Source organism: Lentilactobacillus parafarraginis DSM 18390 = JCM 14109 (assembly GCF_001435895.1).
In the GTDB taxonomy this organism is placed as follows: domain Bacteria; phylum Bacillota; class Bacilli; order Lactobacillales; family Lactobacillaceae; genus Lentilactobacillus; species Lentilactobacillus parafarraginis.
Window position 1 is genome coordinate 1 of the sequence record NZ_AZFZ01000087.1, and the last position, 6,763, is coordinate 6,763.

Annotated in this window: 7 protein-coding genes and 1 pseudogene; 1 reads left to right on the forward strand and 7 read right to left on the reverse strand. The window is 45.1% G+C overall.

Annotated features, from left to right (window positions below):
• Positions 1-223 precede the first annotated feature (223 nt).
• Positions 224-646 (reverse strand): universal stress protein, encoded by a 423-nt coding sequence (locus FD47_RS13105; protein ID WP_225352994.1) that lies wholly within the window; start codon positions 644-646, stop codon positions 224-226.
• 204 nt (positions 647-850) lie between these two features.
• Between FD47_RS13105 and FD47_RS15530 the strand changes: the two are divergent.
• Positions 851-1,326, forward strand: a pseudogene (locus FD47_RS15530) (TspO/MBR family protein).
• Positions 1,327-1,337: 11 nt separating this feature from the next.
• Here the strand turns inward: FD47_RS15530 and FD47_RS13115 are convergent.
• From FD47_RS13115 to FD47_RS15405, 6 genes are all read right to left on the reverse strand, one after another.
• The gene (locus FD47_RS13115) at positions 1,338-2,201 is read right to left on the reverse strand and encodes a YitT family protein (RefSeq protein ID WP_054736391.1); all 864 of its coding nucleotides are present in this window, start codon (positions 2,199-2,201) and stop codon (positions 1,338-1,340) included.
• Positions 2,202-2,383: 182 nt separating this feature from the next.
• Positions 2,384-2,800: an arsenate reductase (thioredoxin) gene (arsC, locus tag FD47_RS13120; protein ID WP_054736389.1), complete on the reverse strand. Its 417-nt coding sequence runs from the start codon at positions 2,798-2,800 to the stop codon at positions 2,384-2,386.
• A gap of 233 nt (positions 2,801-3,033) precedes the next feature.
• A complete protein-coding gene (locus tag FD47_RS13125; protein WP_054736387.1) occupies positions 3,034-3,456 on the reverse strand; it encodes a universal stress protein in 423 nt (140 codons plus the stop codon).
• Positions 3,457-3,741: 285 nt separating this feature from the next.
• Positions 3,742-5,295 carry a glutamine-hydrolyzing GMP synthase gene (gene guaA / locus FD47_RS13130; RefSeq protein ID WP_040537457.1) on the reverse strand — a complete coding sequence of 518 codons (1,554 nt, stop codon included), beginning with the start codon at positions 5,293-5,295 and terminating at the stop codon, positions 3,742-3,744.
• Positions 5,296-5,379: 84 nt separating this feature from the next.
• Positions 5,380-6,303, reverse strand: coding sequence for a type I pantothenate kinase (gene coaA, locus FD47_RS13135; RefSeq protein WP_054736385.1), 924 nt, complete (start codon positions 6,301-6,303; stop codon positions 5,380-5,382).
• Between the two features lie 142 nt (positions 6,304-6,445).
• Positions 6,446-6,595 (reverse strand): hypothetical protein, encoded by a 150-nt coding sequence (locus FD47_RS15405; protein ID WP_156404156.1) that lies wholly within the window; start codon positions 6,593-6,595, stop codon positions 6,446-6,448.
• Between the last annotated feature and the right edge of the window lie 168 nt (positions 6,596-6,763).

Here is a 6,763-nt window from a genome sequence, read left to right on the forward strand (position 1 = left end):
AAAGTGTCAACCCTAAGGGGTATTGTACGAAATAACGAACTATATCTATTTTTTATTCCAAATTATCGCTAAAATGCGAACTTTATATTCTTGCTTGTCAATAATTCTAATAGCACCCCGGCTTCCGACAAACCATTTTTCCGCAGACATCAAAAAACGCCGACAATTGAATAAATTCAATCATCGACGTCTTAAGTTTGTCTAACCTTCACAGCATCAACCATCACGCATTAACCACCAGCACCTGCGTATCGGCATTACGAATGACATAGGCGGTTGTTGATCCCAGTACCAGGCGGTCAAACGCGTTGGCGCCCGACTTGCCCATAATGATCAAATCAGCGTCATTTTCCTTGGCAAACTCGCAAATTTCCTTTTTGGGATTGCCATCTCGGACATAGCCTTTAATGGTTAATCCCTTGTTCCAAGCCCGATCACGGGCCGCTTCAATAATCTTGTGCGCATTTGTCGATAGGCCCTCATACAACTTTGACGATAAACTATCAGCGTCATTGTGAATATGATGCACAATCGATAACAACTGAATTTCACACCCAAAATTTTTGCTGACCTCCAACGCCACATCCAGCGCTTTATCCGCATTCTCACTACCATCCAACGGGACTAGAATTCTGTTATACATCATCATTAAGCGCTCCTTTCAGGCTTATGGTGTCTAATAGTCGTCTCCACCGTCATTATATAATGGATAGTATGGAATTTCACATTCTTGCTCCGGAAATTATTTTGTCAATCTTCCAAATGGCACCAAACGCTGATATACGGTACCATGGTGGGTGTTAAGTTATTTACAAGGAACTCAACGATTCCATGATTGGAGGTTGTCGCTATGAGCAGTCGTTCAAACATTAATTGGTTTCAAGTCACCATCTGGATTCTTCTGGTGGAAATGATCGGCATGGCATCCGCGCTGTTGTCCGGCAACATTCGTGAAATGTACCATTCTCTGACGTTACCGGCATTTTCACCATCCGGCGGGGTCTTCGGGATTGTGTGGCCGATCCTGTACCTATTCATTGGCATCGTGGGTTACATTACCTGGCAAAATCGCCAAACCCACGTCGTAAACGCCACTCTCTTTTTAGCCCAGTTGCTGCTCAATTTTCTGTGGACAATTGTCTTCTTCAACGGCAGCCTGTTCACCATCGGCGTGATCATTATCTTGGTCATGGACATCGTCGTGGCCCTGTTGATTAAACGGAGCTTGCCAATCAGTCAAACCGCCGCAAGCTACTGGTCCCCTACCTGGCATGGCTGTTGTTTGCCACCTACTTGGCGACCGGAGTGGCTCTACTCAACCATTGAGACCGTTCGGGTTACAAAATCCGCCGCATATCCAGTCCGCGGGCACTTCGGATATTTTCCACCACAATCAGCGCGTTCTTGTCCTCACTTTCAATAATCGGCACAATCTTCGTGACGCGCCGGGGACTGGCAATCATGTAGAGCATATGCTGGTCGGCACTGCTATAAAAGCCGGTGCCGTTAAAAATGGTGAGTTCTTGGCCCAACTGCTTGGAAATCGTGGTGGCAATCTGCTGGTGCTTGGGCGACACCACCAATACCGCTTTTTTGGCGCCAATATTGGCTAAAAATTGGTTGGTAAATATCGAATAAACGTACAAATAGATAATCGTTAAAACTGTATTGGTAAACCCAATGATCATGATAAAAGGAATGACGATGAACAGATCGAATATGAGGCTGCCGGTCCCAACCGACATGCCGAAAAAGTAGTTCAGGAGTTTGCCAATGATCGAGTCGCCGGCAATAGTGCCGTTATACCGAAAAATTAAGCCAATCGAAATCCCGGTCAGCGCCCCAGCAAGCAGGGTTGGCACGATGAGCTCGTGGGTGTGATACGTGTAGAAAACCGGAATCTTCAGGAAAATGGTCATCCAGGCAATCGCCCAAATGGTCAGATAAGTGGTTTTCTTTTCAAATAATCTGTAACCAACCGCAATCAGAATCACGTTAATAATGAGGTTGGATAAGTATGATGGGATTTGAAATGTATAGTATAGGAGCGCGGTAATTCCCATTGCGCCGCCCTCACCGAGGTGGGAAGGTAACAGCAGGTAATTATAGGTCATCGAATAAATCAGCGCGCCGACCGCGACACCGACTAATTCTGTGGCCCTGATGTTGAGTTGTTGCCAGTATTTAATCAATGATTTCATCTTCACACCTCGTTTAGAATGTATGCTTTTCATTCTAACATCAATGGCCACCCGATGAAGCCGGAATTTGAAACTGGCTTTCAAATTCCGGCTCTCAAGAAACTTAAAAAAGGCATGCATTCACAACTATCATGTGAACCCATGCCTCCTTTGAGGTTTAATGAATGACTGCCTGTAAACAATCAACCTTCTAACGTTCGAGCCAATCGCAACAGTCTTTCTTCGATTTCATCCCGCACTTGACGAAAAATAACCAGTTTCTGCGCATCGGTTCCTTGAGCCTGAGCCGGATCAGGCAGGGGCCAGTGCGCCTTTTGGACCGTTGGCGGCGTGACCGGACAGCGGTCCCGGGCATCCCCGCACAATGTAACCACCAGATCACTCGCATTTAAATAATTCCGATCAATCAATTTGGACCGCTGGCTTGAAATATCGATTCCTTTTTCCGCCATCACTGTCACGGCATTGGGATTTAAGCCATGCACCTCAATCCCGGCACTGGCAATTGTCCACTGGTCGCCAAGGATTTGACGGGCGAACCCTTCCGCCATCTGACTGCGGCAGGCGTTACCGGTACATAAGAAATAGATTTGCGGCATGGTCATCCCTCCTATTCACGAATCAATACGTTTGATAGTCCATCATTTCTCTTCTTTATAATGACCACCAACACTGATAGCTACTTGTTAATCTAATGGACCAAGTAAACCAGCGACTGAACCTTTAATGCCAAGGCGGATCACTGATCGGTTTAAATGCAAAAACGGCAACCTCTCAGTGAATATTTTGAAAGATTCCCGTTATTTACCCATATCGACGACGCAGAATGCCGTTATGCGTTAACCACCAACACCTGCGTATCGGCATGTCGGACAACATAGGCAGTTGTTGAGCCTAAGAAAACCCGGTTAATGGCGTTCGTCCCGGTCTTGCCAATAATAATCAAGTCAAACTGACGATCCCGAGCAAAATCAATGATTTCCTGCTTCGGATTTCCATCCACCACATTACTGTCAATGGTGACACCGGCCTTATTCCAAGCGTAATCCCGACAACCTTCAACAAGCTTGTGCGCATTTGTCAAGAGGCCTTCGTAAAGTTCAGACCGCAAACTTTCCGAATCATAGTGAATATTATGAATGACTGTCAACACCGTAATTTTTGATCCGAATGCCTTATTCAAATCAAGGGCAACATCCAGCGCCTTGTTCGCGTTGTCGCTCCCGTCAATTGGAACTAGGATATTGTTATACATAGTGATCCCCTCTCACCGAATCCATTGTAAGCGCTTAACCTCACCCTTATTATATAATAAAAATTAGGTTAATTCATGCTTTCGGACTGGAAATTCGCCCCTGGATATCGCTTAAAAACGGCGACAGCTTTCTCCCAGGAGAATCAGGTGTGTGATATCGATGACAAAAAACGCGCGCCAATCCTTGAATCAAATCAAGAATTAGTACACGTTTGTTCGTCAGTCATTTTAGAGAAAGAACGCAATTTGCTTACAAATCTCAACGTTCAGATTCGCGATCAAACCTTATTCCCACTCAATTGTCGAAGGCGGCTTGCTCGTAACGTCGTACACTATTCGATTAACCCCATCGACTTCGTTGACAATTCGCACGGAAATCTGTTGTAAGACATCCCATGGCAACCGGGCAAAGTCGGCGGTCATTCCGTCAACGGAGTTCACAGCCCGGATAGCAACGGTGTAGTCGTAAGTTCGACCATCACCCATGACGCCAACACTCTTAAAGCCTGGTAGAACAGTGAAGTACTGCCAAACTTTGCGTTCCAAACCGTTCTTAGCAATTTCATCCCGAAGAATGGCATCGCTATCCCGAACAATCCGCAACTTGTCCTTGGTCACTTCACCAAGCACCCGGATGCCAAGCCCAGGGCCTGGGAATGGCTGACGCCAAACAAGCGCGTCGGGCATCCCCAACTTCTCGCCGATTTCTCGAGCTTCATCTTTAAAGAGTTTATTCAGCGGTTCAATTAATTTAAATTTCATGTCTTTTGGAAGGCCACCAACGTTATGGTGTGACTTGATCGTTTGGGCGGTATCCGTCCCACTTTCAACCACGTCGGTGTACAGCGTTCCCTGAGCCAAGAAATCAATCCCGTGTAATTTACGGGCTTCGTCATTGAAAACTTGGATAAACTCATTACCAATAATTTTCCGTTTCTTTTCAGGATCAGTGACGCCCTTTAGCTTGGAAAGGAAACGTTCCTGGGCATCCACCTTAATGATATTCAGGCCAAACTTACCAGCCAAACTGTCCATCACTTGATCGGCTTCGTTCTTTCGCAGCAGACCGTGGTCAACAAAAATACTGGTTAACTGGGTCCCGATGGCTTTGTGCAGCAACACGCCAACAACGGAAGAATCAACCCCGCCGGACAAGCCTAAGAGAACCTTCTTGTCACCAACAGTTTCGCGAATGTGTTGAATTTGGAGGTCGATGAAATCATTCATCGTCCAATTAGCTTTGGCGTGGCAAACGTTAAAGGCAAAGTTCTTCAGAATTTCGTTACCATACTTGGTATTGCGAACTTCCGCATGGAACTGAATGCCGTAAAAGTTGCGACTAACATCCTGCATTGCCGAAATTGGGCAGTCGGGACTGGTTGCGACCGATTCGAAGCCTGAAGGGACTTCATTTACCAAATCACCATGACTCATCCAAACTGGTTGCTTTCTTGGCGTGTTTTCGAACAACACGGCATCGTTAGCAGTGATATCAATATCAGCATGGCCATATTCAGAATTATCAGCTTTTTCAACTTTTCCATCGAGGGTGTAGGCCATCAACTGCATGCCGTAACAGATGCCCAAGATTGGAATTCCCAACTTGAAGACATCCGGGTCAACCCGTAAGGCACCCTCTTCATACACACTATTCGGACCCCCGGAGAAGATAATTCCCTTGGGATTCATTTGCTTGATTTCGTTTGCGGTGAGTTTATGGGATTTAAGTTCGGAATATACGCCCAAATCACGAATGCGCCGCGTAATCAATTGATTGTATTGACTACCAAAATCCAGCACTAAAATCTTATCGAAGCTTGATAAGTCCACGTTTGCCAAATCATACACCCTTTCAAAGTTGCTACATAAATAATAAACGATTTTACTATGATTGGTCAACATTGTTTGGAAAAATACAAACAATTAATACTTTCTCAGATATAAACGATCGATAATATGATTTTCGGTCTTGTGCATTATCATATCAGCTCTGGAACGGGTTGGGAGAATATTTGCCTTTAGGTTCGGCAGATCAATGGTTTCCCAAACGTTTTTCGCCATGTTGAAGGCTTCGTCGCGATCACCAATGGCGTACTTATAGTAATAGTTGTGCGGATCCTGAAAGGCGGTGTCCATTAAGCGGCCAAAGCGTTCCAGGTACCACTTTTCAATCAGTTGCTCATCGGCATCCATATAAATGGAAAAATCGGTGAAGTCACTGACGTAAATTTGCTCGTTGCTGGGCAGCTGCAGCGTATTAATCCCCTCGACGATCAGGACATCCGGCCGATCGATAATGTCGAACCGGTTGGGAATGATATCGTAGCTTTGATGGGAATAGACGGGCGATTGAACAACCGGAACCCCGGATTTGACGGAATTCAGAAAGGTAATCAGCTTGGCCATGTTGTAGCTCTCAGGAAAGCCCTTCTTGTCGTAAATCCCCCGCTGCTTTAACTCGGCATTGGAATATAAAAAACCATCAGTGGTGATCAACTTGATGTTTTCGCCAGTAAAGTAGTTGGTTAACAATTCTTCCAATACCCGGGCCGTCGTTGACTTACCAACGGCCACGCTTCCGGAAATCCCGATAATAAACGGCACCGTGCGCACCCGTTTATGCAGAAAGCGGGCTTTAATGGTCTGCCACTGGTCGAAATTGTCCTTTTGAAGGCGAATCATGTGAACCAGCGGCTTAAAAATGTCCGAAACATCCTGAATCGAAATCCGGTCATTAAACGCCTTAATGTGTCGCAGGCCATTCTGGGTCAGCGGCAAGTCAATTTCATTATAAAAATGTTTCCACTCTTCCTTTGAAAACGAATAGTAGTTAATTAAGTCATCCATCGCTTTTTATCTCCGCCCATCACAAGAATACTCGCATTAGATTATAACATTTAGTGCGGGGATGTGCGATGGGGAAAGAAGCGTGAAATTAGGGGAAGAAGTAAATTAATTGTGTGTTGATTGAACCTTTCAAATTCTGAGTCTAAAACCGCTTTTTTCGAAATACCAGATAACCACTCACCAAGAAGATCGCAGTATAGACCAACGTCCCTAGTAAAATCTGTTGATTCGTCAGCAAAGTCGTTAAGTGATACTCGGAATAATTTGCGTACTGGGACGTTAACATAGTCATATTGAACGGATTCCACTTGACGAGCGGTTTTAACGGTGAATTATAATTCATCAAATTAGCAGAAATGCCCCTCCCAAAAAACACGATGACAATATTGAGTGTAATCACCACCGCGTTGGAATTAATCAATGTTGACGCTAAGAAACTGTTTGAGATCTAAATTGAGTT